We start from the raw sequence: 25,079 nt of genomic DNA on the forward strand, positions 1-25,079 counted from the left end.
GCGCTTTTACCCCCTACGAAGCTTAAAAAGGCCGCCAGCACAAGCTTGTGCCGACGGTGCTCTGCCCGGCATCATATCGGCTTCTTCCTACGGACGCGGCCACTCAGCCCGCCTCGGGCGATGGCCAAACGGAGCATCGCGCTTGAACGAGAACATCCTGTGGTTGCACGAACTGCGTCTGGCCGATCTGGCCCGCGTAGGCGGCAAGAATTCGTCGCTGGGCGAGATGATCGGCAACCTGGCCGGTCTGGGCGTTTCGGTGCCGGGCGGTTATGCCACCACCGCTGAAGCCTTCAAGGACTTCATCGCGCACAACGACCTGTCCAAGCGCATCTTCGACAAGCTGGCCACGCTGGACGTCGAGGACGTCACCGCGCTGACCGCCGCCGGCAAGGAAATCCGCACCTGGGTGATCGATGCGCCGCTGCAGCCGCAGCTGGACCAGGACATCCGCACCGCCTACGCCAAGCTGAGCGCCGACAACGGCGGCGGCGACGTGGCCGTGGCCGTGCGCTCGTCGGCCACCGCCGAGGATCTGCCGGACGCTTCCTTCGCCGGCCAGCAGGAAACCTTCCTCAATGTCACCGGTGCCGACGACGTCGTGCACAAGGTCAAGGAAGTGTTCGCCTCGCTGTACAACGACCGCGCCATCGCCTACCGCGTGCACCACGGCTTCAAGCATGAAGACGTGTTCCTGTCCGCCGGCGTGCAGCTGATGGTGCGTTCGGGCGTCGGCTCCTCCGGCGTGCTGTTCACCCTGGACACCGAATCCGGCTTCCGCGACGTGGTGTTCGTCACCTCCTCGTTCGGCCTGGGCGAAATGGTCGTGCAGGGTGCGGTGAACCCCGACGAGTACTACGTCTACAAGCCCACCCTGCAGGCCGGCAAGCCGGCGATCCTGCGCCGCTCGCTCGGCAGCAAGGCAATCCGCATGGTGTACTCGGATGTCCCCGGTGAGCGCGTAAAGATCGAGGACACCCCGGTCGAACTGCGCAGCACCTTCTCCATCAGCGACGAGGACGTGCAGGAACTGTCCAAGCAGGCGCTGGTCATCGAAAAGCACTACGGCCGCCCGATGGACATCGAGTGGGCCAAGGACGGTGTCAGCGGCAAGCTGTTCATCGTGCAGGCGCGCCCGGAAACGGTGAAGTCGCGCAGCCACGCCACCCAGATCGAGCGCTTCGCGCTGACCGAAAAGGGCGGCAAGGTGCTGGCCGAAGGCCGCGCCGTCGGCGCCAAGATCGGCTCGGGCGTGGCCCGCGTGGTCAAGACCCTGGACGACATGAACCGCGTGCAGCCGGGCGACGTGCTGATCGCCGACATGACCGACCCGGACTGGGAACCGGTGATGAAGCGCGCCTCGGCCATCGTCACCAACCGTGGTGGCCGCACCTGCCACGCCGCGATCATCGCGCGCGAGCTGGGCGTGCCGGCCGTGGTCGGTTCGGGCAACGCCACCAAGGTCATCGAAGATGGCCAGCTGGTCACCGTCAGCTGCGCTGAAGGCGATACCGGCTTCATCTACGAAGGCAAGCTCGGCTTCGAGCGCACCACCACCGATCTGGGCAACATGCCGCCGGCACCGCTGAAGATCATGATGAACGTGGCCAACCCGGAACGTGCCTTCGACTTCGGCCAGCTGCCGAACGCCGGCATCGGCCTGGCCCGCCTGGAAATGATCATCGCCAGCCACATCGGCATCCATCCGAATGCGCTGCTGGAATACGACCGCCAGGATGCGGCGACCAAGAAGAAGATCGACGAGAAGATCGCCGGCTACGGTGATCCGGTCAGCTTCTACGTGGACCGCCTGGCCGAAGGCATCGCCACCCTCACCGCCTCGGTCGCACCGAATGCGGTGATCGTGCGCCTGTCGGACTTCAAGTCCAACGAGTACGCCAACCTGATCGGCGGCAGCAACTACGAGCCGCACGAAGAGAACCCGATGATCGGCTTCCGCGGCGCCAGCCGTTACGTCGACCCGAGCTTCTCGGCCGCCTTCGCGCTGGAGTGCAAGGCCGTGCTGCGCGTGCGCAACGAAATGGGCCTGGACAACCTGTGGGTCATGATTCCGTTCGTGCGCACCCTGGAAGAAGGCCGCAAGGTCATCGAGGTGCTGGAACAGAACGGCCTGAAGCAGGGCGAGAACGGCCTGAAGATCATCATGATGTGCGAAGTGCCGTCCAACGCACTGCTCGCCGATGAGTTCCTGGAGATCTTCGACGGCTTCTCGATCGGCTCCAACGACCTGACCCAGCTCAGCCTGGGCCTGGATCGCGACTCGTCGATCGTTGCGCACCTGTTCGACGAACGGAACCCGGCAGTGAAGAAGCTGCTGTCGATGGCGATCAAGGCCGCGCGCGCCAAGGGCAAGTACGTTGGCATCTGCGGCCAGGGCCCGTCCGATCACCCGGATCTGGCCGAATGGCTGATGCAGGAAGGCATCGAGTCGGTGTCGCTGAACCCGGACACCGTGGTCGATACCTGGCTGCGCCTGGCCAAGCTGAAGGCCAACGGCTGATGCGCTGAAGGCCGCAGACTGACGTCGTGTTCATCGGCGTCAGCCCATACTGCTGCTGCACGCAAGCCCCGCCTCTGCGGGGCTTCGTGTTTCTGGCGTCCATGGACGCCCTGCCCTTCGCAGCAAAGGACGTCCGCATGATCGCCGCCGCAGCACCCGCCGCCCCCGCCACAATGCCCTGGTTCCACTCACTGGACTGGGAGCGCCTGCTGGAAACCTATGGCGTGCCGTTGCTGGCCGCGGTCGTCGTGCTGCTGATCGGACTGTGGATCGCTCGCCGCATCTCCAATGCAATGCCGCGTGCCACCTCACGCATGGGCGTGGATCCGATGCTGGGCAGTTTCCTGCGCAACGTGGTCTACGCCGCGGCGCTGGTGATCGTGGTGGTGCTGGCGATCGCCACACTCGGCGTGCCGATCTCGCCGCTGCTGGCCGTACTCGGTACCGCCGGCCTCGCCGTTGGCCTGGCCCTGAAGGATTCGCTGTCCAACATCGCCTCGGGCGTGATGCTGGTGACGCTGCGTCCGTTCCGTGTCGGCGACGTGGTCACCATCGCCGGGCAGACCGGCACGGTGCGCGAAGTGCGCATCTTCCAGACGGTGCTTACCGGCGCCGACAACCAGCACACCACCCTTCCGAACACCCTGATCACGGCCGCGCCGATCATCAACCTGACCGCCGAGCCGACCCGCCGCGTCGAACTGGTGATCGGCATCGGCTACGAGGACAACATCCAGCTGGCACGCGATACCGCGTTGGCACTGATGAAGGCCGACCCGCGCGTGTTGCAGACGCCAGCGCCGGACGTGGTGGTGTACGAACTGGGTGCACACGCGATCAACCTCGGCATCCGCTGCTACGTGAAGTCGCCCGACTGGTTCGGCACCAAGGTCACGCTGCTGGAGCAGCTGAAGCTGGGCTTCGACAAGGCCGGCATCAACATTCCGTATCCGCAGCAGGACATGCACCTGTACCTGCATGGCAAGGATGGCGGCGTAGTTGAGGCCGACGCGCTGGTGCGCGACAAGCCCTGAGCCATTCCGGTAGTGCCGGCCAACGGTCGGCCCCCACCCAACCTGATCCATTCCCGGGATGCCGGCCCGCGGCCGGCACTCCCCCTCCTCGTGGACCCTGGTAGTGCCGGCCGCTGGCCGGCATCGCCGTCAGGCCTCAGCAACTTCTTCCAGCACCGGATAATCGGTGAAGCCCTCGGCGCCTCCACCGAAGAACGTGGCACGATCCGGTGGATTCAGTTCTGCACCGGTACGCAGGCGCTCAGGCAGATCCGGGTTGGCGATGAACGGCCGGCCGAACCCGATCAGATCCGCCCAGCCTTCCGCCAACGCCTGCTCGGCGCGCTCGGCGGTGTACTTGCCGGCATAGATCAGCGTGCCCGGGTAGACCATGCGCAGCGCCTGCTTGAACGCCACCGGCATCAGCGGCGCATCCTCCCAGTCGGCTTCGGCAATGTGCAGATAGCCCACACCCAGCCCGCCCAGCAGATGCGCAGCGGCCAGATAGGTCGCCTGCGGCGTGTCGTCCACCGCGCCCTGCAGCGTGGTCAGCGGCGCCAGCCGCACACCCACACGTTCCCCCCCCATCACCGCCACCACCGCCTGCACGACCTCACGCAGGAAACGCAGGCGATTCTGCAGCGAGCCGCCATAGCCATCGGTACGCTGGTTGGCCTGCGAGTCGATGAACTGATTGATCAGGTAGCCATTGGCGCCGTGCAGCTCGACACCGTCGAAGCCCGCCTCCAGCGCGTTGCGCGCGGCCTGTGCGTAATCGGCAACGATGCCCGGAATCTCGTCCTCGCCCAGCGCGCGCGGCATCGAGTGCTGGATCATCTCGCCCACGCCCGCTTCCGGGCCGGCACCGGCCGGGTCAACGAACACCTTCACACCGTCGGCCAGCAATGCCGAGGACGATACCGGCGCGGCACCACCCGGCTGCAGCGCCACATGCGAAACGCGGCCGACATGCCACAGCTGCGCGCAGATGCGGCCGCCGGCGGCATGCACCGCATCGGTCACCTGGCGCCAGCCCCGCACCTGTTCGGGGCTGTGGATGCCCGGCGTCCAGGCGTAGCCCTGGCCCTGCGCACTGATCTGGGTGCCTTCGCTGACGATCAGGCCGGCGCCGGCACGCTGCGCGTAGTAGGTCGCCATTTCGGCGGTGGCGACGTTGCCGGTGGCCGCACGCGAGCGGGTCATCGGCGGCATCACGATGCGGTTGGGGAGGGTCAACCCGCCGAGGTGGTGAGGGGTGAACAGCATGGCGGCACTCTCTTGCGGGGGAAGTGCCGGCAAGAATGGGGATCGCCTGGGACACGCAACAGGCGTGCTGCGGCAAAACAGTTGTGCCCGGCAGGCAAGGATGGCTTGGCCGGGGGTCGGATCCCTTTGCAACGCAAAGGGCTCTGACCCCAAAGCGACCCCAACGCCGGTTACACCGTCGGCTCGATCAACACGCCACCATGTGCCACCCGGTCATAGCAGGTGCGCACCACGTCTTCGCCGTACTTCAGCTCCAGCCGGCGCACGATGAAGTGGCCACGCGCCATGTCCTGGTAGTAGTCGGTGAACATGGTATTGAGCGTTGCACCGGCGGCGGCACCGACGATCGGCACCGCCTGCGCGGCGAACTTCTCGGTGACCACCACGCCGAAGCGCGCCGCCACCTTCTCCACCAGCTTCGCCAGCAGCTTGCCGGCTTCCTTCGGTGCCACGCCCAGGGTCAGGTCGCGGCCGGTCACCACGCGCCCGGCGAGCTCGGCCGACAGATGCCGCATCACGTCGGTGGTGAAGCCACGGGCCAGGTAGTAGCCGGTCTCGCTGGCGTCATCGCGCGGCGAGTTGCCGCCCAGCGCGAACACCTCCAGGCAGGCCTGGCGGGTGCTGAACTCGGACAGATCGAAGCCTTCGCTGCGGGCCACGTCGGCCACCGCGCGCATCATGATGGTGGTCGACACCGGCAGTTCGATGAACAGCGCGGCGAAGCCGAACGCCCCACCCACCGCACCGGAGGTGGCGGCCGCCAGTTTGTGCCAGCGGGTGGAGGCGCCCTTGCCGGGCGTGTTGTCCATGCTCCACAACGCGGCCTGCGCCGATTTGGACAGCGCCGCCTGCACCGCGCCATGGATGCGGCCGGAGACTGCCTTGGGCAGCGCTTTCACCGCGAACTCCAGCGGCGTGCCGACCAGGTTGGCCATGCGCGCGGTCAGGGTCGGCGCTTCCAGCAGCGCCACCGCCCGTTGCAGGTCGGACCAGTCGCGGGCGTCATGGGCGATGTCGCGGGGAAGCAGGATGGGCTCGTTCATGGCGCCGATCTTAGCGCCGGGGAGTTGAACGGGAAGTAGTGCCGGCCGCTGGCCGGCAACCCGATACACCTCACGAAAGCGCCCGGATTGCCGGCCAGCGGCCAGCACTACCCGGTCGTGTGTCACCCGGCGGCGTCGTTCAGGCAGCCGGCAACCCCGACAGCGCCCCCATGAACCGGCGGTAGTGGCGCAGCTCGGCAATCGAGTCATGCACATCGCTCAGCGCGGTGTGGTTGCTGTTCTTGCCGACACCGGCAGCCACGGTCGGTGCCCAGCGCTTGGCCAGTTCCTTCACCGTGGACACGTCCAGGTTGCGGTAGTGGAAGTACTTCTCCAGCCGCGGCATCTGCCGGTGCAGGAAGCGGCGGTCCTGGCAGATCGAGTTGCCGCACATCGGCGACAGGCCTGAGGGAATCCATTGCGCCAGGAAGTTCACCGTCTGCGCCTCGGCCTGGCCCAGGGTGACGGTGCTGTCCACAACGCGCTGCCACAGGCCGGACCGGCGGTGCTGGTTGCGGTTCCACTCGTCCATCGCTTCCAGCGTTTCCAGCGGGTGGTGGATGGCGAACTCCGGACCCTCGGCCAGCACGTTGAGCTGCGCGTCGGTGACCACCGTGGCGATCTCGATGATCGAATCGTTGTCGGTATCCAACCCGGTCATTTCCAGGTCGATCCAGATCAGTCGCTCGTTGGCCGCGCCGTTTTCCGCCATGGTGTCGCCTCGTTGCTGGGCAGGCGCGCGGCCCACCGGGAAAGGAAAGAGGCGCCCATCATACCCCTTCGCCGTTCAGCCCTCGTCGGCGTGGTCTTCCAGCAGCAACGGCGGCTTGCCACGCTTGGCGCGGAAATAGTTGGTCAGGCGCGTACTGGCGTCCTTGGCCAGCACACCGCCATGGATCTCCACCCGGTGGTTATGGCGCGCGTCACCGAGCAGGTCGAACACGCTGCCGCAGGCGCCGGTCTTGGGGTCGCTGGCCCCGTAGACCAGGCGCGAGACACGCGCATGCACGATGGCCATCGCACACATCGCGCACGGCTCCAGGGTGACGTACAAGGTGCTGCCGAGCAGCCGGTGATTGGCCAGTCGCACACCGCCGGCACGCATCGCCACGATCTCGGCGTGCGCGCTGGGATCGTGCGAAGCGATGTTGAGGTTCCAGCCTTCGCCCAGCAGCTGGCCGTCGGCACCGACCAGCACCGCACCGACCGGGATCTCGTCGAACTCGCGCTGCGCGCGCTCGGCCAGCGCCAGCGCGTGGCGCATCCAGTGTTCATCGGCGTCGTGCACCGGTACACCCAGGGCATCGGTCATGGCGGTTCTCCGGTATCAACAGGGCCAGGCTGGCCGCCGGGGCGGTAGTGTACGCCGGCGGCCGTTCATGCGCTGCTAACGTGCGTCGAAGCGCTCGCGTGCCGCGTCCAGCACCGGAAAGTTGATTTCCGCCCAGCGGTCGAGGCTGGCCAGCGTAGCCACCAAACCCCGCGCGACCTCGGTCAACCGGTACTCCACGTGCAGCGGCTTGCGCCCCAGCTCGCAGCGCTCGACCAGACCGTGACGCTCCAGCTGCCGCAGGGTCTGGGTCAGCACCTTCTGCGAGATGCCCTCGATCTTCCGCAGCAGTGCGCCATTGCGCTGCGGGCCGTCAGCCAGCGCAGGCAACACCAGCATCACCCACTTGCCGGAGATCAGCGCCAGCGCATCGCGCGCCGAGCAGTCCGCCGCATAGACATCGCCGGGATGAGCCATGGTTACCTCAAGGTGCGTAATTGCCGGGGCGATCCGGCGTCGCGAGGATGGTCGCACATCCCTCGCCGAGCCCACCCCATGCGCGCGCTGATCGTGCTTGCCCATCCCGAACCGCGGTCCTTCAACGCCCATCTGGCCACGCAGGCCGCCGAACAGCTGCGTCGCGCCGGCATCAGCGTGGAGGTGGTTGATCTGTACGCGGAGGGCTTCGACCCCTGCGAGGCCGCCCACCACCATCGGCAGCGCCTGCAACCGGAGCGCTTCGATGCCCAGCGCGAGCAGCGGCACAGCGCCGAACTCGGCACCCTGCCTGCCGATATCCAGCGTCACCTGCAACAGCTGCACGCCGCCGATCTGCTGGTCCTGCAGTTTCCGCTGTGGTGGTTCGCCGCGCCCGCCATTCTCAAGGGCTGGCTGGATCGTGTGCTGGTCTATGGACCGATGTACAACAGTCGGCAGCGCCACGAACACGGGGTGATGCGGGGCAAACGTGCACTGCTCAGCGTCACCACCGGCTCGTCGGCTCGGGCCTGCGCGGTCGATGGGCGCGAAGGCGATACCGGGCTGCTGCTGTGGCCGTTGATGTACAGCCTGCGCTACATCGGCTTCGAGGTGATGCAGCCGCATCGGGTGCATGGCGTGCGCTCGGGGCTCGCGGCGCAACGCGTGCAGGCGCACGACGACGCACTCGTCGCCGCCGTCCAGGGTTACCGGGAACGGCTGGCGCACTGGCAGCACTGGCCGACCGTGCCCTTCAACGACAGCCAGGACTTTGAAGACGGCATCGTGCTGCGCGCGCAGGCGGCCGCGCACAGCCCGTTCATCCGCCACCGAAGCGGTGAGTGAAACCCGGCCTGTACAGACGCGTGCAAAGCCTCATACTTCGCCTTACTCCAAAGCACCTTGGTGACCCCATGACCACCCTGCGCCCCTCGCGCGCCGACGACGGCGCGGCCCTCGTCGATCTCTGGCGCCGCGCTGTCGACGCCACCCACGACTTCCTCAGCGCCGACGACCGCCAGGCCATCGATGCCGAAGTGGCCGGCTTCCTGCCACAGGCGCCCTTGACCGTCGCCGTCGATGCCCAGGACCGTCCGTTGGGCTTCATGCTGATCGATGGCACGCACATGGAAGCGCTGTTCATCGACCCGGAGGTGCGTGGCACCGGTATCGGCCGTCGGCTGCTGCAGCACGCACTGGCGCTGCATCCGCAGCTGAGCACCGACGTCAATGTGCAGAATGCGCAGGCAGTGGGGTTCTACCTGCGCATGGGCTTCGTCGAAACCGGCCGCTCAGCGCTGGATTCGCAGGGCCGTGCCTATCCGCTGATCCACCTTCGGCACGCGGGCTGAGCGCCTGCGGTCAGGCGGTCGCATCGAACGCCGGTGAGTAGCGCACCTGTCCCTGCGCCAGCGGCGGTTGCAGGCACAGCGCCTGGAAGTACCCGGCAGGCACGCCCGGCAGTACCAGCCCCGGTTCGGCGCGGAAGCCGAACCGGCCGTAGTACGCCGGCTCGCCCAGCAACACGCAGCCGCGCGCATGCTGCTGGCGAAGGGCGTCGATGGCCGCGCGCATCAACGCGGCCCCGATGCCCTGCCCCTGCCGCGCCGGCAGCACCGAGATCGGTCCCAGGCCATACCAGCCGCTGCTGCCATCGGAAACCGTCACCGGCGACACCGCCACATGGCCGAGCAGCAGCCCGTTGTCCACGGCCAGCAGCGAAACCGACAGTTCACCGCGTGCGCGCAGTGCGTCGACGATGAACTGCTCGGTGTGGCTGCTGTGTTCGGCCGTGGCGAAGGCCGCAGCCGTCAGCGCGTGGATGCCGTCGATGTCGGCCGGAGTTTCAGCGCGGATGATGAAATTCAAAAGGCACCTCGTTCAGTGCGGCGGACCCGGCCAGAGGGCCCGCGGGAAGGGAAAAGAGTCGATACGACGTGCATCAGCGATTGTCCAGCTGCGGGCGCACCGCGACCAGCCCGGCGCGGTTGATCCGGTAGGGTCGACCGTCCTGCGAACTGATCAGGCGCTTGTTCTTCAGCTTCTTGAAGACGGCCAGGGTGCAATCGCTCAGCAACAGGCCTTCACGGTTGAAGCATTCAACACTGCGGACACGGCCTGAGCCGTCACGGCTGAACGCAATGCAGCCGCCCTGGGCGAGGACGTGCAGCGTCCTCTGCTCCGCTCGGGAGATATTCATGGAAAAAGAGATCCTGCGTAATCGGAAATGCGGACGACGCGGGCGGCCAGCGGCGCCCGGTCACGGAACCACGCATTTGATAACCGCTCCCGGCAGACACACGGGAAGGGTTATCCGATGACGACAATCTCCAACATGAAAAACCACACTCGGCAGGCGCCTGCGTGCTGCAGGCACGCGCACGTTACCCAGCCCCCTGCGGCGGGTCAACCTCGGCAGCGCTGTGATTGGACGATAATTTATCTTCCAGCAGCAGGAGGCAACGATGGACTGGGTCGTACAGGCACGCACATTGGCAAACCAGGCCCATGCCGGGCAACAGGACAAGGCCGGACAGCCCTACATCGAACATGTCGCGCGCGTGGCGGCCGCGATCAATGACGATGACACCGCCAAAGCGGCGGCGTGGCTGCATGATGTCGTGGAGGATTGCCCGCGTACGCGCCGCAGCTGGCGGCCTTTCCGGCGCCGATCCGCGACATCGTGACCCTGCTCAACCGGCACAGCGCCGCCGATGCCCCGCATTACTACGCGGCGATCCGTCAGCATCCACGGGCATTGAAGGTGAAGCTGGCCGACATCGCCGACAACGCCCATCCACGCCGCTTTCTGCAGCTGCCGCCGGAGGTGGCCGACCGCCTGCGTGGCAAATACGCCGCCGCATTGGCCGCCCTCGGCACCCGCAGCGCATCCGCCACCGTGCCCGATCCGGCATCCACCCGCCTGCGCTCGCTGATGGAGGCGGCACGTACCCTGGTTCAGCTGGCCGACGAGGCCGGTGCACACGCCTCTGCCCGTGGCGAGGATCCCTCCACGCATGCGCAGGCGCTGATCAGGGTGCGTGACATCGTGCTGGCCGAGCTCGAAGCGCAGATGACGCCGGAAGCGTTCCTTCTCTGGAGCGACATGTACACGCTGGCCTGATCCGCCCTGGGGCGCGGTCGGCACCACCTGCCAAACGCTGATTCTTGGCAGCGGGCGCTGATCGCTGCTGCGCTGCAGCAGTACAATAGGCGGCTCCCCGCCCCATCGCGCCCCCGCATGAGCCCCAACTCTTCCCTGGCTGCGCGGCTGACGCCCCGCCAGCGCACCCTGATCATCCTCGCCCTGTCGCTGGGTGGCTTTGCCATCGGCACCAGTGAATTTGCCAGCATGGGTCTGATGCTGGAGATCAGCCGTGGCCTGGCGATCTCTGAGACCCAGGTCGGCCACCTGATCAGCGCCTATGCCATCGGCGTGGTGGTCGGCGCACCGGTCCTGGCCTTCGTCGGTGCCAGCTTCCCACGCCGCAAGCTGCTGCTGGCGCTGATGGGCTTCTATGCGGTGGGCAACCTGGCCAGCGCGCTGGCGCCGAACTACGCCACCATGCTGGCCGCGCGCTTCGTCGCTGGCCTGCCGCACGGTGCCTACTTCGGTGTGGCGATGCTGGTGGCCGCGGCGATCAGCCCGGCCGGGCAGCGTGGCCAGGCGATGTCGCGCGTACTGCTGGGCCTGTCGATCGCCATCCTGATCGGCAACCCGTTGACCACCTGGCTGGGCCAGCAGCTGAGCTGGCGCACCGCCTTCGCGCTGGTCAGCGTGCTGGCCATCGCCACCGTGGCGATGATCGCCCGCTTCCTGCTGCCCGACCCGGACGAGGTGCGTACCTCGCCGATGCGCGAACTGCGTGCATTCAATACCACCCAGGTGTGGCTGGCACTGGCGATCGGCGCGGTCGGTTTTGCCGGCATGTTCTGCGTGTTCACCTATCTGGCGCCGACCCTGGTGCAGGTCACCGGCGTGGCCGAATCGTGGATGCCGCTGGCGGTGGGCGTGTTCGGCATCGGCGCGATCATCGGCAACATCGCCGGCGGCTGGCTGGTGGACAAGTTCCACTTCAAGGCCGCCGCCGTAGTGCTGCTGTGGTCGATCGTGATGCTGCTGCTGTATCCGCTGGCCGCGCAGTCGGTGTGGACCATCGGCCCGATGATCATCACCGTGGGCACCATGGGCGCACTGGCGGCGGTGCTGCAGACGCGCCTGATGGACGTTGCCGGTGAAGCTCAGACGCTGGCGGCAGCCTCCAACCATGCCGCCTTCAATACCGCCAATGCGCTCGGTCCGTGGCTGGGCGGCATGGCCATCAGCGCCGGTTTCAGCCCGGCCAGCACCGGCTATGTGGGTGCCGCCACTGCCGTCGGCGGCCTGCTGCTGTGGGGTCTGGCGGTGATGCTGGACAGCAGGCGCAAGGGCGGCGTCGCCGGCAGCCGCTGAGCCTCGCGTCGGGGCATCAGCCATTGCCGGTGCGACGGCGATGCAGGGATCGGCAGCTACCGCGCGGGCAGGCTTCTCTTCGCCGCAGTGTTGGCCCACCATCTGCATGATCGGCGGCAGCCCCCCGTCGATTGCAGCATGCAGAAGGAACCGACGTGACAGCCGTACCGACCCGAAACCGTGAAAAGCTGCTCGATGACCTGCTCTCGCTGGGCCGCAACTGGGCGCTGGCGATCGCCATCGCAGGTGCCGGCGCCGCCGTCCACTACAGTGAATCGGTGTACGAAGCCGGTCTCTGGCGTGGCCTGCTGCCCACGCTGTGCTTCCTGGTCGCGATCATCTGGATCGTGCTCAGCATCATCCGCTTCGACCTGACCATCCAGCAGCACTTCGCGCGCAAGCGGTCACGCTGGCTCAGCCGCCTGTTGTATGTGGTGCTGCTTGGAACCGGTGTCACGGCCGTCTTCTTCGTCACCGAGCTGGCTGCCAGCAACCATATTGCGCGGATGTGCGACTCGGTGGCCAATGAGCCGTCCAGCCGTATCCACCGATCGGCCGAGTGCCAGCGGCTGTACCAGCATCGGGCGGCCTACCGGCAGCGGTTGGAGTCGGCCGAGGGCGAGTTCGACTGAATCATCGTCGTCGCCGAGGCATCCCGCCGATGAACACATTCCGTGGATATGGCGTTGGGCACAGTGTGGGTGACATCCCACGACCGGCCAGCACGGAGCCGCCATGCATCACCCCTCCGCCCCCGCCCGCCACGACGCCATCGCCCTGCAGGCGGGCGTGCTCGGTAGCGTGCTGGGTCTGGGGCTGTTCAAGGCCATTGCATTGTCGGCGCTTGCGAGTGGGTCGCTGCTGGTGATCGGCATTTGGCTGCTGACCTGCGCCGTGCTAGCGGCGTGGGCCCTTGCGGCGTGCCTGGCCTGCCTGGCGCTGAGCCGGCGCGTATTCGTGCTGATGCTGGTGCTGTGCAGCCTGCTGCTGATCTGCGTCGCCTGATGCGGGGCGCCGCAACAGTCGTCTTGGCTTGATCCGCCGCATGCACGCAGCTGACTGCGCCATCACCGCCCATGGGCAACGATGCGGCATTGTTTCCTGCCGAGCTGTCCATGCCTGACGCGATCCACCCTGTCATCAGCGCCTTTGAGGCCGTGTTCAACCTGTCCGGTGGAATCGAGCGCATTACCGCGCTGACCATCACCTGCCGCCATTGCGCGGAAACCACTTCTGCCGGCGAAGACAGCCTGCTGCATCTGCCCGGCGGCGCCCTGTTCCGCTGCGAGCGGTGTGGTTGCCATCAACAGGTAAGCCATGCACGGGTGGCCGATTGGCCTTTACCCACGTTGCTGGGCGTGTGATGCACTGAGGCCGCGTACGAGTGTGCAGGCCGTGCAGACATCCGCTCAGCTATGCTGCGTGACCTCCCCGCGCTGTCGGCCATGCATCCTTTTCCCCTTTCCGTCTCCACGCCCGACCAGCTGGCCTACCGCCTGCTGCAGGACAGCGACTGGGCGCGCTCTGCCGCCGCAGCCAGCGCCCCGCCCGAACTGCGTACGCTGCTGGCGATGATTCTCGACTCTCCCGAGCCGCTGTGGATTGCCTGGGGCCACCAGGACAAGACGTTCTTTTTCAACGATGCCTACCTGCCGCTGCTGGGCGGCAAGCTGCACGGGGCCATGGGCAATGGCCTGGAACAGGTGTGGGCCGATGTCTGGCAGGTGGTGGCACCGGCGATTGACGATGCGTTTGCCGGCACCAGCCGCAGCTTCAACAATCTGCCCCTGATGATGGACCGCGACGGCACGCTGCGGGAAACCTTCTGGACGTTTTCCTATTCGCCGCTGCGCGTTGGCAGTGGCGCAGTGGCCGGCATCATCTGCGTGGTCAGCGAACAGACCGAGCGGGTGATCGAGCGCGACCGGCACAACCGCCAGGTCGCGGCCATCACCGAACAGGCACGCGAGGCGCATCTGGAGCTGGTACGCGCGCGCGAACAGCTGCGGCAGTCGCAGAAGCTGGAGGCCATCGGCCAGCTCACCGGCGGCGTCGCCCACGACTTCAACAACCTGCTGCAGGTCATCACCGGTTCGGTGGACATGCTGCTGCACACCTGGCCTGGCGACGATCCGCGCCTGCGCTACATCCAGGCCATCGGCAGCGCCTCGGACAGGGCCACGCGGCTTACCGCGCAGCTGCTGGCATTCTCGCGCCGGCAGAGCCTGTCCCCGGAGGTTTTCGATCTGTGCGAGAGCGTGCAGGCACTATCGGACATCATCACCACCGTGCTCGGTGCGCGCATCACGATGCGGGTGAACCTGCCTGACACGCCGTTGCCGGTGCTGCTGGACCGCACGCAGCTGGATACCGCCCTGATCAACATCGCAGTCAACGCACGCGATGCCATCGATGGCCAGGGCAGCGTGACGATCCAGGTCGAACAGGTCACCGCAGTGCCATCGATCCGCTTTGCCGCACCAATGAAGGGCGTGTTCGCCGCCATCAGCGTGACCGACACCGGTAAGGGCATCGATCCCACCGTGGTCGACCGCATCTTCGAGCCGTTCTTCACCACCAAGGATGTCGGTGCAGGAACCGGGCTCGGCCTCAGCCAGGTGTTCGGCTTCGTCAAGCAGTCCGAGGGCGAGGTGGATGTGAGCAGCGAACCCGGCACCGGGACGCGTTTTACGCTCTACCTGCCGCTGGCCCAGTCCAGCGGCGCACTCCCGCGCCCGCTGTCACAGCCAGGCCTGGTGCATGGCCATGGGCTGTGCGTGCTGGTGGTGGAGGACAACGTGGACGTGGCCGAGTTCGCGGTCGGTGCGCTGCGCGAACTCGACTACACCGTGGTGCTGGCGCGCAATGCAGACCAAGCGCTGGCTGCGCTGGAACAGGATGCTGCGCGCTTCCATGTGATGTTCAGTGACGTGGTGATGCCCGGCACCAACGGACTGGACCTGGCCCGCAACGTCCGCAGCCGGTTCCCGGATCTGCCGATCATCCTCACCAGCGGCTACAGCGAACTGCTGGCGCGTGACCCGGGGCATGGCTTCACCCTGCTGCGCAAACCCTATTCGCTCAAGCAGCTGGCGGCGGTGATGACCGAGGCCGGGCGACAGCGTTCGCCTGTGCCGGTGCGGGTGTAGCGCCGCCTCTGCCGGGCACACCGAACCAGCGTTGCAGCGCCTCGGACAGCCCCGTCGCATCGCCACCGGCATCGCAGGCCCAGGCCACGATGCCGTCGGGCCGGACCAGCACCGCGCCCAGACCAAGTGTGTCGTGCACCGGCGAAGCCATGCAGGTGAGGCGATGCAACGCGCCGTCAATGCCCTCGCAGAGCGCGGAATCGGCGTCCAACACCAGCAGCACCCCGCTACCGGCGCGCAGCAGTTCGCCCATGCGACGGCCATCGCCCAACTGCAAGTCCGGCACGCTGCGGCCGACCAGCGGATGCCCTTCACCCAGGTCCAGCTGTTGCGCAACACCCCAGACCCGTTCGGCCAGGTAGGTCGCGCCATCGCCGGTGTCGGCCAGGTCGGCCATGACCGCCGCCAGCGCACGCGAGCCCGCACCGGGTCGCATCAGCGCCACCTGCGCGCGCGACCAGTCCAGCACCCGCGCGCCGATCGGATGCCGCTCGGCGCCATAGCTGTCCAGCAGCGTGCTGTCGGCCTCACCGTGCACCACGGCCGCCAGCTTCCAGCCAAGATTCATCGCATCGCCGATGCCCAGGTTCAGGCCCTGCCCGCCCAGCGGCGAATGCACATGCGCGGCATCACCGGCCAGCAGTACGCGCCCGTTGCGATAGTTCGTCGCCTGGCGCGCACCATCGGTCCAGGTGCTGTGCAGCTGCAGCGCGGTGAGGGTGGCCTCTCGCCCGGAAATGCGCCGCAGCAGGGCCTGCGCCGCCTCTCGATCAAGCAGCGTGCGATGGCCTGCGCCACCATCGAAATCAGCCAATGCCAGCACGCCGGGCGGATTGAAATTGCACATGCCGTGCGCGGTGTACTGGCGGCCCGGCGTCAGCACCGAAGGGTCGTCCAGTTCCACCAGCAACGAATGCCCGGTGAACTCCGGGTCGGTGCCGGCGAAGCTGAAGCCGCACTGCTTGCGCACGGTGCTGCGGCCGCCATCGCAGCCGACCAGCCAGGCGGCGCGCACCGGTCCAGCGGCGGTCTCGATGGACACTTCCGCGTCGCCCGCCTGCACGGCCTGCAGCGCGCAGCCACGTTCGATGCGCACCCCCAGCGCGACCGCGCGTTCGCTCAGTACGGCTTCCAGCGCTTGCAGTTCCACCGCCATCTGGGTGCCAACCGGTGTAGCGAGGCGATACGGCCAGCGCGCGCGGTCAACGTTGTCCAGAGCGAACGGGATGCCGGCAAAGTGACCGCCCAGCGGCCGCGACTGCGCCAACCAATGCGCGGTACCGGGTGGCGGTGCGCCCTTGTCGGGCTTGAGCACCTGGGTCGCGGCCACCGCCTCGAGCAGGCCACGCCGGTCCAGCGCCTCCAGGGTCGGCGCATTCAAGCCGCGCAGGCCGAACGGCAAGCGCTTCAGCGGCGACTGCGGCGATGCGGCCGCTTCCAGCACCAGCACCGAACAGCCGGCCAGGGCCAGCTCGCAGGACAGGAACAGGCCGACCGGACCCGCTCCGGCAATAACCACGTCGTACCGCATGAGGATTCCTCGTGAGCACCGGGCCGGCGCTCTGGCGGTCACAATGTTACACTCGGTGTACGTTTTCACAAGTGAGCCGCCGATGACCCCGCCCCCTGGCCGCCGTGAGCAGCGCAAAGCCGAGACCCGACAGGTGATTTCCGACGTCGCCACCGGGTTGATCATCGAGCGTGGCTTCGAAGCGGTGTCGATGTCGGACATTGCCGAGGCCGCCGGCGTCTCGCGCAAGACGGTGTTCAACTACTTCGCCAGCAAGGAAGACCTGGTCTTCGACCGCGACGAAGAGGCGCGCGCACTGCTGCGCGAAGGCATGGCCGAGCGCAGCAGCATGACGCCCCTGGCCGCGTTTCAGTCGCTGCTATGCAGCCTGCTGCACAGTGGCCACCCCCTGCTGCGGATCAACGCTGGGGCCGCAGCGTTCTGGGCCACGGTGGCCGACAGCCCGGTGCTGATCGCGCACGCGCGGCGCCTGCAGGCGCAGCTCACCGACGATCTGGCGCAGTTGATGGCCACCGCGGCCGGTCGCCCAGCCCAGGATGCCGAGGCCCGGCTGGGCGCGGCGATGCTGCTGGCCTCGGTGGTGGCCGCCTACGAAAGGGGCCTGGCCCGCCAGGCGCTGGGCGAGGATCCGCGCGAGGCGATGCTGCAGTTGATGGTGCGCGGCGCCACCGGCGTGCTGGTCGCGCTGGCCGGTACCCCCTACACCGACCCCGGCGCACGTCCATAGCGCATTCGGGGGATAGGTCACGAGGTGTTGCAAATGCTACTCTTTCTCATTTGCAGCCACCTCCCCGCACGCCATGCCCTCTCCCCTGCTCCGCCCGCACGCCCTGTACTTGGCGCTGATGCTACCCCTGGCCACTCTCTGCCAGGCAGCCGAACCCTCCCCTCCAGCCGCTACAGCGCTGGACAAGGTGGAAGTGCGTGGCCGTGCGCAGACCCTGTACCGGGTGGACGATGCCGCGGTCGGTACCCGCACCGACACGCCGCTGGAGCTCGTTCCGCAATCGATCCAGGTGGTACCACGCGAGCTGATCGACGATCAGGCGGCACGCCAGGTCACCGACCTGTACCGCAGCATCAGCGGCATCAGCTTCTTCAGCTATGCCGGCGTCACCCTGCGCGGCTTCCGCCAGGAGAACGTGCTGTACGACGGCCTGCGCGGCGACCCGTACGCCGGCTTCTCGGTGCCGCAGCTGTTCAACATCGAACGGGTGGAGGTCCTGAAGGGACCTGCCGGGGCGCTCTATGGTGGCGGTGATGCCGGCGGCGTCATCAACTACGTCACGCGCAAGCCGAAGGCCAGCGTCGAGCGCCGCATCGAAGTGCAGATGGGCAACAAGGATTTCCGCGCCGGCTCCATCGAAGGCACCGGCCCGTTGAACGCCGGTGGCAGCGTACGCTACCGCGCCGGGCTGTATGCCGATACCGAGCAGGGCGTGCGCTGGAACGCCGACAGCCAAAGCGTGATCGGTGATGCCTCGCTGGCCTTCGATGTCGGCCAGACCGGCGAGCTGGTGCTGCAGTTCACCGACATCACCCAGAACCTGGGCGGCAACCGCCTGCGCGGCGTGCCGGTGAACGATGCCGGCACCTTCCTGACCGACCGCCGCTGGAACCACAACGAGGCCAGCGACTTCCTCGACATGCGCGCGAAGGTGGCGTTGGCGCAGTACCGTTTCGCGCCGCGTGACAACCTGGATGTGGACCTCGCCGCACGCTGGTTCAGCAACAACGAGCACCAGATGTACCACGAGCCGATGGGTCTGATCGACCGCGACCGCGATGGCGTGGCCGAGTGGATGACCCGCCAGCTGCGCAACCAGGTCCGCGACAACGAGGCGTTCACCGCGAGCGGTAATGCCGTGTGGCGCCTTGACACCGGCCGAATCGGCCACAAGGTGCTGTTCGGCGCCGATGTGTACCAGCTCGACGCCGACTTCACTGCACAGACGGCCAACAGCGCTGACCTCGCGCGTGGCGCCGGCCCGGTGCGTGGCATCGACCTGTTCCACCCGGTGTACGGCGCCAACACCTGGCACGACTACAACCTGGCCGCCCTGCCCTGGCGCAGCACTTCAACCCGCAGCACACGCTACGGCGCCTACCTGCAGGACGAACTCGCACTGGGCCAGCGCTGGCACGTGCTGGCCGGGCTGCGCTGGGATGGCTTCAAGGATGAGGATCGTCTCGGCGCCAGCAGTGTCGATGGCAACGATCTGAGCTGGCGGCTCGGCAGCACGTTCACCGTTCGCCAGGGGCTGAACCTGTATGCCAACGTGGCCAGTGGCTTCGTTCCGCAGAGCGCGGCGAACCAGAACCCGGCCGCCGGCGGTCCGTTCGACGCCGAGCGCAGCAAGCAGTGGGAAATCGGCCTGAAATCGCTGCTGGCCGAGCGCGTGAGCGTGAACATGGCGGCCTACCGCATCGACCGCAGCAACATCGTGCAGGCCACCGGCGAGGTGATCGGCGGCGTGAACCAGCTGGCCGCGCTGGGCCTGGTGCGCAGCACCGGCATGGAGCTGGACCTGCTGGCCGACGTCACCGAGCGCTGGGTGCTGAACCTGACCTACGCCTACAACGATGCGCGGGTGAAGGACGCCGGCCCGGGCGGCATCACCAACGCCTCCGGCGACCGCTTCGCCAATGCGCCGCGCAACAAGGTGGGGTTGTGGACGCGCTACGACCTGCCGGCGATCAACTCCGCCATCGGCTTCGGCGCCGACCATGTCGGCGAGCGCGTCAGCCTCGACGGGCAGACGGTGAAGGCCTATACCGTGTTCGACATGAGCTGGAAGACCACCTGGAAGCAGTGGCAGTTCCAGGCCAACGTCAAGAACCTGTTCGACAAGGTGTATGCCGCCAGTGGCTTCATCGCACGCAACGGGCACTTCCCGGGCGAACCGCGACGGGTGTATGTGCAGGCCGCTTACACCTTCTGAGCGGCGGCCCTTGTCGGGCCGGGCCCAGACCCGGCTGCACCCGGCGTGATCTAATGGCCTCCCCATGGATGAGGCCTGATGCAATGACACGGATCCGTACCCTGCACCAGCGTGCATTGCCCTTTGCGCTGCTGCCCCTGCTTGCCGCGTGCCAGAACGAACAGGTCAGTGCATTCTTCAATCCTCCGCAGGACGTTCAGGCCAGCAGCGAATTCCGCATGAGTACCCCGCCGGGGCTGGTGCACAACAACCTGCTGTCCTCGGCAGCGGTGAACGACGGCCAGGCCCGGGTGGATTCGGACGGGCCGGGCTATCTCGATATCCGCTTTTTCCCCATCACCCATGCCGATGCGCTCGATACCATGGGCCCGCAGTGGCCGTCCTCGCAGCGCGACAGCGATCCCGATCTGGGCAACGTCGATTTCAGCAGCCACTTCGTGTTTCTGGTGGCGCACCCGGAACTGACCGGCTACGCCGCGATGCGCAGCGGTCAATACGCCACGTTCTTCAGTTCGGTGAAGGTTTCCTACCTGGACGACCGCGTGGTGGTGCATCTGGATGCGTCGCGGCTGGGCGACATCAGCCCGATGGCACTGCTCGGCAGCCCGTGGGCGGGCAAGCTTTACACGCTGGAACGGCGTGGCCGGAAGCAGCTGGAAGTGAAGCTGTACGACAACCGCTACCAGTTCACGTTGGTGCCGGAGGTGGTACCGGAAGTGGTGTCTGAGATTCCGCCGCCCAGGGTGAGGTGAGGCCCTCAGCGTGACACCGATGCGCCGGAGCCCGAGCCCCGGCGCAGACGGCAGCGGTTCACGGCACCAGACAACGCTCAACCTGCAGCGAAAGCGCTTCGCAGGCGTCGAACAGGCCATCAACCAGTGATGCGGACGGACAGCTACGCGGGTCATCGTTCTCACGCGCGACGTGTGCGGCATGCAGCACGGCGCTGAGTGCGGCAATGCCTGACGCACTGCGCGTGGCCAAAGCAAAGTCGAACGCACGCGCAGGCGTCAGCCGGGTTTCCGTCCACGCCTCGCCGTCGGCGCGACGTTGCTTGCCGTAGCGGTCCAGGAAGGCGAAGAACGCGGAGCGCGGAATGGACTCGGCCGCATCGCTGAGGGCATCTTCCATCTTCTCGGCCAACGCATTGGGAAGATCGCGCACGGCATCGCCGAGCAGAGCATGCAGGCGGGGATAGTCGGGGAGCAGGTCGGACATGACGGCAACCTCACGGGTATGGCCACCTGCAGGCGCAAGGTGGCGGACGGTGCGGGTTGGCGTGCCGGATACATGCCGCAAGAAGCCGGCGGATCAATGATCCCCACGCACCGTCCACCATGGGCTGGCAGAAGGTGCATTGTCACGATTGCAGCTTCCGCTACAACCGCGACGCCGCGCGACATGTAAGTTCGGGACGCCAATCCCGGCCAGGGCGGGTGCCTTGGCAGCGCCATCGTTGGCGCGTTGCTTCGCTGCTGAAAAGTAGGGAAATTCCGCACCGGACCGTTATCGCGCCGGGTGCGTCAAAAGATGGCGAATGGACATCGGATGGCGCTCGGCTCGATCGCCTCCTCTATCCGCCCCCGTTCTCGCAAGCAAGGCAAACGCGACACTTCACGGTTGCTCGCCATTTCCAGATGGGCCGCTGCGCGTTCCGTTGCAGGCATACGCGCATTGCTCAGGAACTGTCGCAACTGACAGAGCCGCACGTCGCAATCGAGCCGCTCGCGTCAAATTTCCTGACGCAGAAGCGTCGCGCTCTTCACGCGCCGAAAGCTGAAACACCTTGCCACAGCTGGTTTTTCCCGCATGCATGACCTTTGCACGGCCGCACGCGCCTCCGAACTGGATCGCATCCTGCATTTCGTTCTGGAACGGAAGCGAATCATGGCAAGGAACTGGATTGTGGTGGGTGACCCGACCTCCAGCGGCGGCCGCGTGATCACCGGCTCAAGCAGAACCGACATTGACGGCATGAGCGTTGCCCGCGTCGGTGACAAAGCGACCTGCCCGACGCTGCATCAGGGCGAGTTCGCCATCGTCGAAGGCGACATCACGACCACCATCGACGGCCAGCCTGTTGCACTGCATGGCAGCGCGCTGGCCTGTGGCTGCCGTGTCCTGTCTACCCAACAGACCCGGGTGTACGTCATCACCAACGGTGGCGACGGCCGGACGCTCGCAGGTAATGCCCGCCCAACAACCGAACTCACCTCCGCCCTGCAACCCGCAGCCTCGCCATCTCCCCGCACTTTCGACCAGGCAATCCGATTTGTCGGCAGCCGAGGGAACCCGCTGGCCGAACTGCCCTATACGTTGTATCTGGACGATGGCAGGGCATTCTCCGGCACCACCGATGCACAGGGCGGTACGGCGCGGATCTCGACCGCGCGGAGCCAAGCCGTGGTGCGCGCGGAACTACGTCCGCCTACGGTGCTGGCAGGGTGCTGTGTGCGCATGGCGCCCGGCACCGCTGATGCACCGGAGATATTCGATCTCGAGGGTGTGATCACCACGTCACAGGACATGGGAGTTTCGGTCGTGGAGGTGAGCGCCCCCGGCCATGAGCGGAGCCTTACGCTCGGCGAGATCGAGATGGCGCGACTGGTGTTTGGCGACTCGGTCGACTACAGCCGAGTGAAGGTTCACAACCATGGCTACTGGCTGTTGTTTGGATTCCAGCACGAGAAAACAGCGGTTACCCCTAATGGGGAGATGTACTTTCCAGAGAATATTTACTTCGACGACTACTCAGCTGTCGACATAGGATACCAGCAGCTCTTCATCCACGAGATGACGCATGTCTGGCAGTATCAGCTCGGCTACAACGTCAAGCTGGTTAGAGGACCGAGACCTGGCATGAGCTACGACTATATCCTCGACGAATCAAAACGCCTCCACAACTACAACATGGAAGCTCAGGGCGACATGCTGGCGGACTATTTCCTTGTCATCTTCCGCAGTTCGCAGGAGAAGATGAACAACCGCCGCTATCATACGACAGCTGGAATCAGCGCGCAGTTGGAGCGCGCCCTTTCAGGTTTCCTTGCCGACCGCAGCAATGAGGACAATCTACCGAGGACAACTCAATGATGAAGTTGCAACTGCCTGTAGCTCAATTGGCACTACTGCTCCCGATGATGGCCAGCTGCTCGTCTCCCAGTGGACGCTATCAGGAAGCAATAGTCCAAGAGCGCGATGGTGTACCGTGTTTTGGTGTCCCAGACACTCACGAAACGCGCTCCCGACCGCCGCTTGTCACCAGCGTTTCCGTCACAGAGCTTGGGAAAGGCAACTCGCCCGTATGGGAGCGCATCTTCATTGGCCCCGACTCTACCGAGCCCGCACTCTCACCGGAGCAGTGCATCCTCTATGGTGAAGGCGGAACGGCCGCATTGTCCCTGCAGTCAGGCGTGCGATACCAAGTGGTCATTTCGGGAGGCACACCCGACATGCCGGCGAATGAAGGTAGAGCACAGAAGCGCGTTTTCGGCACCTGCTTTCATGTAGTGGAGGACGCCAGCAAACACCTGATCAGACCCGTGCAGGAGGATTGTGCGACCACGCTCTCTTCCGTGCCTCAACGCTAACGCACAGGGGACAAGTAATGCACCTTCTGAAGAGCAACGTCCGATGACGCGAACGCAACTGCCGCTGGCTCTTCTGGGACTGCTCCTTACGATGCTGGCCAGCTGTTCGTCACCACCCGGGCGCAATCAGCAGGCGGCGATACATAATCGCGATGGTGTGCCGTGCTTCGGAGTACCCGACACCAAAGAAGCGCGCGCCAACCCGCCACTGATCACCGCGATTTCGGTGACCGAGATTGGCCGGCAGCGAGCCAGTATGGGAACGCGTCTTCCAGCGCCCTGGATCCACCGAACCGGCTTTACATCCGAATCAGGGCCTCACTTACGGCCAAGATGGAGAGCCTGCACCGGCCCCGCCGCTTCGAAGCGGCAAGCGCTACCAGGTTGTTATTTCGGGAGGAACGCCCGGCGAGCCAGGTCAGGAACAGGCGCGGGTTTTCATCGTTTGCTTCTATATGGTGGAAGCCGCTGATAGGAGCGCGATGAGAGCCGTTCTATCGGATTGTTCGACCGCGCGGTCTGCCGGGCCACCGCCTGTTCGGATGGAAGACAGATAGCGAAGGCCCCACAGAGAGAACTCCATGAAACGACTACAAGCATGGATGCTGTCAGCTCTGCTGTTGCCGATGATGGCCATCGGTTCAGCGCCCCCTGGCCGCTACCAGCAAGCAACGATTCGGGACCTCGATGGCATGCCATGCTTCGGCGTAGCCGACACGCGCGAGGCACGTTCCGACCCGCCTCTGATCGCGGGCATTACCGTGATGGAGGTGGGTTCGGGGAGCACGCCAATCTGGGAGCGCATCTTCCTGCGCGCCGGAACTACCGAGCCCGCGCTGGGTCCCGATCAGTGTATCGGCTACGGTTCGGGGGGAACGCCCGCCGGCCCCTTGCGCATGGGCGCGCACTATCAAGTGGAAATCTGGGGTAGAACGCCTGGCACACCAGGCAATAGTGGCGAAGCGCAATCACGCTGGTATCACGACTGCTTCCATGTAGCGGAAGTCATTGGCAAGAATGAAATAAGAATGGCGATATCCGATTGCTCGACCGCACGCTCGTCTGGACCACCAGCGACGCACTTGTACGGGAAGAATAGGATATCCGGTTGACTACCAGGTGGTCCTTTCCGGATATACGCCAGACAACCCAGAGAATGGAGCGGTGGGACAGAAGCGTGTATTCAGCGCCTGCTTCCACCTGCGTCAACCCGCCGATGGCCGCGAGTTGAAGCCTGTCGTGGTGAGCTGTGGGGAGGTGCCTCCATCTCCGCTGCCCCCGTCATGAGCGAAGGGCCAATGGTTTGCGCGGGACAGAGCACGATCGCATGAATCGCTGCGGCAGAAACTTCACCGCACTTCCGGCCTCACCGGCGCTCAGCCTTCAGCGTTCCCCACGCGCGCTCTGGTAGCCGCGATAGGTTTCACCCCACTCCCGCATCGCCAGCAGCACCGGCACCAGCGTGCGCCCGAATTCGGAAAGCTCGTATTCCACCTTGGGCGGCACCTCGGGATAGACATGGCGGATCACCACCCCGTCAGCCTCCAGCTCACGCAGCTGACTGGTCAGCATCGACTGCGTGGCGTTGGGCACCCGACGCGTCAGTTCCATGAAACGCCGCTTGCCCGTCATCAGGTGAAAAAGAATGATCGGCTTCCACACGCCACCCATCACCGACAGCGTGACTTCCACGGCACAACCGCTCTTGCCATCCCAACGCCTGCTACGCATGCATACTCCGGAAAACCATAGTACCTATGAAAAAACATCGTTCTTGTTGCGATAACGGTGCGAGCCTAGCATGGGCCCATCCACTGAACGTGA

26 protein-coding genes are annotated in these 25,079 nt (G+C 66.0%); 16 read left to right on the top strand and 10 right to left on the bottom strand.

Annotated elements, in window-relative coordinates:
* The first annotated feature begins 142 nt into the window (after positions 1 to 142).
* Entirely contained in the window at positions 143 to 2,521 is a 2,379-nt protein-coding gene (ppsA, locus tag AC5YGJ_RS09405; RefSeq protein ID WP_496186351.1) for a phosphoenolpyruvate synthase, read from the top strand.
* A 137-nt stretch (positions 2,522 to 2,658) separates the two neighbouring features.
* A complete protein-coding gene (locus AC5YGJ_RS09410; RefSeq protein ID WP_496186352.1) occupies positions 2,659 to 3,555 on the top strand; it encodes a mechanosensitive ion channel family protein in 897 nt (298 codons plus the stop codon).
* Between the two features lie 129 nt (positions 3,556 to 3,684).
* Here AC5YGJ_RS09410 and AC5YGJ_RS09415 read toward each other — a convergent pair whose 3' ends face one another.
* The 5 genes from AC5YGJ_RS09415 to AC5YGJ_RS09435 all read right to left on the bottom strand — a co-directional run bounded on the left by AC5YGJ_RS09415 (position 3,685) and on the right by AC5YGJ_RS09435 (position 7,590).
* Positions 3,685 to 4,800: an alkene reductase gene (locus AC5YGJ_RS09415; RefSeq protein WP_496186353.1), complete on the bottom strand. Its 1,116-nt coding sequence runs from the start codon at positions 4,798 to 4,800 to the stop codon at positions 3,685 to 3,687.
* 170 nt (positions 4,801 to 4,970) lie between these two features.
* Positions 4,971 to 5,843 (bottom strand): EcsC family protein, encoded by an 873-nt coding sequence (locus AC5YGJ_RS09420; protein ID WP_496186354.1) that lies wholly within the window; start codon positions 5,841 to 5,843, stop codon positions 4,971 to 4,973.
* 139 nt (positions 5,844 to 5,982) lie between these two features.
* A complete protein-coding gene (gene orn, locus AC5YGJ_RS09425) occupies positions 5,983 to 6,555 on the bottom strand; it encodes an oligoribonuclease (RefSeq protein WP_496186355.1) in 573 nt (190 codons plus the stop codon).
* 75 nt (positions 6,556 to 6,630) lie between these two features.
* Entirely contained in the window at positions 6,631 to 7,155 is a 525-nt protein-coding gene (tadA, locus tag AC5YGJ_RS09430; RefSeq protein WP_249843637.1) for a tRNA adenosine(34) deaminase TadA, read from the bottom strand.
* Between the two features lie 75 nt (positions 7,156 to 7,230).
* Positions 7,231 to 7,590 carry a winged helix-turn-helix transcriptional regulator gene (locus tag AC5YGJ_RS09435; RefSeq protein ID WP_107233138.1) on the bottom strand — a complete coding sequence of 120 codons (360 nt, stop codon included), beginning with the start codon at positions 7,588 to 7,590 and terminating at the stop codon, positions 7,231 to 7,233.
* A gap of 78 nt (positions 7,591 to 7,668) precedes the next feature.
* Between AC5YGJ_RS09435 and AC5YGJ_RS09440 the strand changes: the two genes are divergently transcribed.
* Positions 7,669 to 8,436: an NAD(P)H-dependent oxidoreductase gene (locus tag AC5YGJ_RS09440; protein ID WP_249843635.1), complete on the top strand. Its 768-nt coding sequence runs from the start codon at positions 7,669 to 7,671 to the stop codon at positions 8,434 to 8,436.
* Positions 8,437 to 8,504: 68 nt separating this feature from the next.
* Positions 8,505 to 8,942, top strand: a complete 438-nt coding sequence (locus tag AC5YGJ_RS09445; RefSeq protein WP_496186356.1) for an acetyltransferase — start codon at positions 8,505 to 8,507, stop codon at positions 8,940 to 8,942.
* Between the two features lie 10 nt (positions 8,943 to 8,952).
* Here the strand turns inward: AC5YGJ_RS09445 and AC5YGJ_RS09450 are convergent, their stop codons facing one another.
* Together AC5YGJ_RS09450 and AC5YGJ_RS09455 are read right to left on the bottom strand one after the other, a co-directional pair.
* Entirely contained in the window at positions 8,953 to 9,459 is a 507-nt protein-coding gene (locus AC5YGJ_RS09450) for a GNAT family N-acetyltransferase (protein WP_496186357.1), read from the bottom strand.
* Positions 9,460 to 9,532: 73 nt separating this feature from the next.
* Complete coding sequence (locus AC5YGJ_RS09455; protein ID WP_309337823.1) at positions 9,533 to 9,790, bottom strand: YjhX family toxin; 258 nt, start codon at positions 9,788 to 9,790, stop codon at positions 9,533 to 9,535.
* Positions 9,791 to 10,055: 265 nt separating this feature from the next.
* Here AC5YGJ_RS09455 and AC5YGJ_RS09460 point away from each other — a divergent pair, with 265 nt between their 5' ends.
* From AC5YGJ_RS09460 to AC5YGJ_RS09490, 7 genes are all read left to right on the top strand, one after another.
* A complete protein-coding gene (locus tag AC5YGJ_RS09460; RefSeq protein ID WP_496186358.1) occupies positions 10,056 to 10,277 on the top strand; it encodes an HD domain-containing protein in 222 nt (73 codons plus the stop codon).
* Positions 10,274 to 10,714: a hypothetical protein gene (locus tag AC5YGJ_RS09465; RefSeq protein WP_496186359.1), complete on the top strand. Its 441-nt coding sequence runs from the start codon at positions 10,274 to 10,276 to the stop codon at positions 10,712 to 10,714. Before AC5YGJ_RS09460 ends, AC5YGJ_RS09465 begins: the two co-directional genes overlap by 4 nt.
* Positions 10,715 to 10,831: 117 nt before the next feature.
* Positions 10,832 to 12,043 (top strand): MFS transporter, encoded by a 1,212-nt coding sequence (locus AC5YGJ_RS09470; RefSeq protein ID WP_309337817.1) that lies wholly within the window; start codon positions 10,832 to 10,834, stop codon positions 12,041 to 12,043.
* Positions 12,044 to 12,198: 155 nt separating this feature from the next.
* Complete coding sequence (locus tag AC5YGJ_RS09475) at positions 12,199 to 12,675, top strand: hypothetical protein (protein WP_496186360.1); 477 nt, start codon at positions 12,199 to 12,201, stop codon at positions 12,673 to 12,675.
* 103 nt (positions 12,676 to 12,778) lie between these two features.
* Positions 12,779 to 13,048: a hypothetical protein gene (locus tag AC5YGJ_RS09480; RefSeq protein ID WP_496186361.1), complete on the top strand. Its 270-nt coding sequence runs from the start codon at positions 12,779 to 12,781 to the stop codon at positions 13,046 to 13,048.
* A 71-nt stretch (positions 13,049 to 13,119) separates the two neighbouring features.
* The gene (locus AC5YGJ_RS09485) at positions 13,120 to 13,407 is read left to right on the top strand and encodes a hypothetical protein (RefSeq protein WP_249843627.1); all 288 of its coding nucleotides are present in this window, start codon (positions 13,120 to 13,122) and stop codon (positions 13,405 to 13,407) included.
* 81 nt (positions 13,408 to 13,488) lie between these two features.
* A complete protein-coding gene (locus tag AC5YGJ_RS09490; RefSeq protein WP_496186362.1) occupies positions 13,489 to 15,192 on the top strand; it encodes an ATP-binding protein in 1,704 nt (567 codons plus the stop codon).
* On the opposite strand, the gene AC5YGJ_RS09495 is transcribed toward AC5YGJ_RS09490, so the two are convergent.
* On the bottom strand, positions 15,125 to 16,723 hold the full coding sequence (locus tag AC5YGJ_RS09495) for an FAD-dependent monooxygenase (RefSeq protein ID WP_496186363.1): 1,599 nt from the start codon (positions 16,721 to 16,723) through the stop codon (positions 15,125 to 15,127). The genes AC5YGJ_RS09490 and AC5YGJ_RS09495 overlap by 68 nt on opposite strands.
* 82 nt (positions 16,724 to 16,805) lie before the next feature.
* Here AC5YGJ_RS09495 and AC5YGJ_RS09500 point away from each other — a divergent pair, with 82 nt between their 5' ends.
* The 3 genes from AC5YGJ_RS09500 (at position 16,806) to AC5YGJ_RS09510 (ending at position 20,417) form a co-directional block, all read left to right on the top strand.
* Positions 16,806 to 17,450, top strand: coding sequence for a TetR/AcrR family transcriptional regulator (locus tag AC5YGJ_RS09500; RefSeq protein WP_496186364.1), 645 nt, complete (start codon positions 16,806 to 16,808; stop codon positions 17,448 to 17,450).
* A 73-nt stretch (positions 17,451 to 17,523) separates the two neighbouring features.
* Positions 17,524 to 19,665, top strand: coding sequence for a TonB-dependent siderophore receptor (locus AC5YGJ_RS09505; protein ID WP_496186365.1), 2,142 nt, complete (start codon positions 17,524 to 17,526; stop codon positions 19,663 to 19,665).
* 83 nt (positions 19,666 to 19,748) lie between these two features.
* A complete protein-coding gene (locus tag AC5YGJ_RS09510) occupies positions 19,749 to 20,417 on the top strand; it encodes a hypothetical protein (RefSeq protein WP_496186366.1) in 669 nt (222 codons plus the stop codon).
* Positions 20,418 to 20,475: 58 nt separating this feature from the next.
* Here AC5YGJ_RS09510 and AC5YGJ_RS09515 read toward each other — a convergent pair whose 3' ends face one another.
* On the bottom strand, positions 20,476 to 20,883 hold the full coding sequence (locus tag AC5YGJ_RS09515) for a hypothetical protein (protein ID WP_496186367.1): 408 nt from the start codon (positions 20,881 to 20,883) through the stop codon (positions 20,476 to 20,478).
* Positions 20,884 to 21,474: 591 nt separating this feature from the next.
* On the opposite strand from AC5YGJ_RS09515, the gene AC5YGJ_RS09520 reads away from it, so the two are divergent.
* Positions 21,475 to 22,758, top strand: a complete 1,284-nt coding sequence (locus AC5YGJ_RS09520; protein WP_496186368.1) for a PAAR domain-containing protein — start codon at positions 21,475 to 21,477, stop codon at positions 22,756 to 22,758.
* Between the two features lie 1,078 nt (positions 22,759 to 23,836).
* On the top strand, positions 23,837 to 24,367 hold the full coding sequence (locus AC5YGJ_RS09525; RefSeq protein ID WP_496186369.1) for a hypothetical protein: 531 nt from the start codon (positions 23,837 to 23,839) through the stop codon (positions 24,365 to 24,367).
* A 271-nt stretch (positions 24,368 to 24,638) separates the two neighbouring features.
* Here the strand turns inward: AC5YGJ_RS09525 and AC5YGJ_RS09530 are convergent, their stop codons facing one another.
* Positions 24,639 to 24,986, bottom strand: coding sequence for a winged helix-turn-helix transcriptional regulator (locus AC5YGJ_RS09530; RefSeq protein ID WP_496186370.1), 348 nt, complete (start codon positions 24,984 to 24,986; stop codon positions 24,639 to 24,641).
* Positions 24,987 to 25,079 lie beyond the last annotated feature (93 nt).

Source organism: Stenotrophomonas sp. CS3K5, from assembly GCF_059515225.1.